3 protein-coding genes are annotated in these 1,202 nt (G+C 48.6%); all 3 read right to left on the bottom strand.

Features of this window, described 5'->3' with window-relative positions; all coding sequences use genetic code 11:
• Positions 1-131 (bottom strand): site-specific integrase (locus R7127_RS26530; RefSeq protein ID WP_318148716.1); only part of this gene is annotated, 131 nt, incomplete at its 3' end.
• On the bottom strand, positions 97-828 hold the full coding sequence (locus R7127_RS26525) for a DUF484 family protein (RefSeq protein ID WP_020839837.1): 732 nt from the start codon (positions 826-828) through the stop codon (positions 97-99). The genes R7127_RS26525 and R7127_RS26530, both read right to left, overlap by 35 nt.
• Positions 822-1,202 (bottom strand): diaminopimelate epimerase (gene dapF / locus R7127_RS26520; protein ID WP_318148715.1); only part of this gene is annotated, 381 nt, incomplete at its 5' end. The genes R7127_RS26525 and dapF, both read right to left, overlap by 7 nt.

The following is a 1,202-nucleotide window of genomic DNA, read 5'->3' as shown; positions in this document are numbered from 1 at the left end:
GTTTCCAACTGTTGCTTGTAATTGCGTTGAGTGTGCAAGCTGAGCCCCTTTTCGCTTCGCAAGAATTCGTAGAAGCGTTCAAGAGGCTTTTGAAGACTATTTGGCAGAGGAGTGTTGGGAGTTGTCGTCATCGTAACTTTGCCATACCAATGTTTGAGCAAGATGTGCCACTACTAAGGATAGGTGACGCAAAAACAAGGTATCCATATCTGGTTGGAAATGACCGCCATCTTCGCTAGAAAACGCAAGCACGCCAAGCGTCTGCTTCTTCACCAGCGGCAGTACCACATAGGAACCCATTTCTGGCACATCCATATTGCCAAACAACGCTTCACGATCCACTTTACGCAAGCGGCCCAAATAAGCCTCTTTGCCATTTAGGTGGTTGGTCGCAAAACGCTGGTAATGTTCTTTGCTAAGTTGCGTCGATGCATCGCATTGGCTAAACAAGCGAACATACGCACGCAGTCCGAGATCTTTGGCTTTTAGCTCTATCGCGCTAATAACTTGCTTGAAGTCACCGCACTTTAGAATCGAGCCCTGCAAATCCATGAACTCGTAGAAGGTACGATCGTTGTTTGCCGCAAGCGACATTAACGTGGTGATCTCTTCTTCAAGCTCTTCAATACGCTGACGCTGGCGATTCATTTGAATATGCACCAACGAAACCGTACCTAAATCCGAATGTGGAAAAGACAGACGATCCACCAGCTCAGGGCGCTCAACAAAAAAGTCAGGGTGATCTTTTAGGTATTCAGCCACCACTTCTGCCGTTAATGCGTCAGCTTCAACTTGAGACAAACCGTTTCCTTTTTCTTTGACTAGCACGACAGTTGACCATCAAATACGTGAGTAGCAGGGCCTGTCATAAAGAGTGGTTTGCCCGGGCCTTGCCAAGAAATATGCAGCTCACCACCAGGTAGCGATACTTTCACACTCTCATCCAAAAGTCCTTGCAAAATACCCACAGCCACCGCGCCACATGCACCGCTACCACAAGCTTGTGTTTCACCTGCGCCGCGCTCGTAAACTCGAAGACGAATATGGTCACGACTCACCACTTGCATAAAGCCAGCGTTCACACGTTCAGGGAAGCGTTCGTGTGATTCAAGCAGCGGACCTAGAGTGTCCACATCTGCGGTATCCACGTCATCCACTACTGTCACCACATGCGGGTTACCCATACTGACGGCACCACAAAA

Source organism: Vibrio sp. 1159 (assembly GCF_033340395.1).
GTDB lineage: Bacteria > Pseudomonadota > Gammaproteobacteria > Enterobacterales > Vibrionaceae > Vibrio > Vibrio alginolyticus.
The sequence above is the reverse complement of the archived record's forward strand: the minus strand, read 5'-3'. Positions and strand labels throughout refer to the sequence as shown.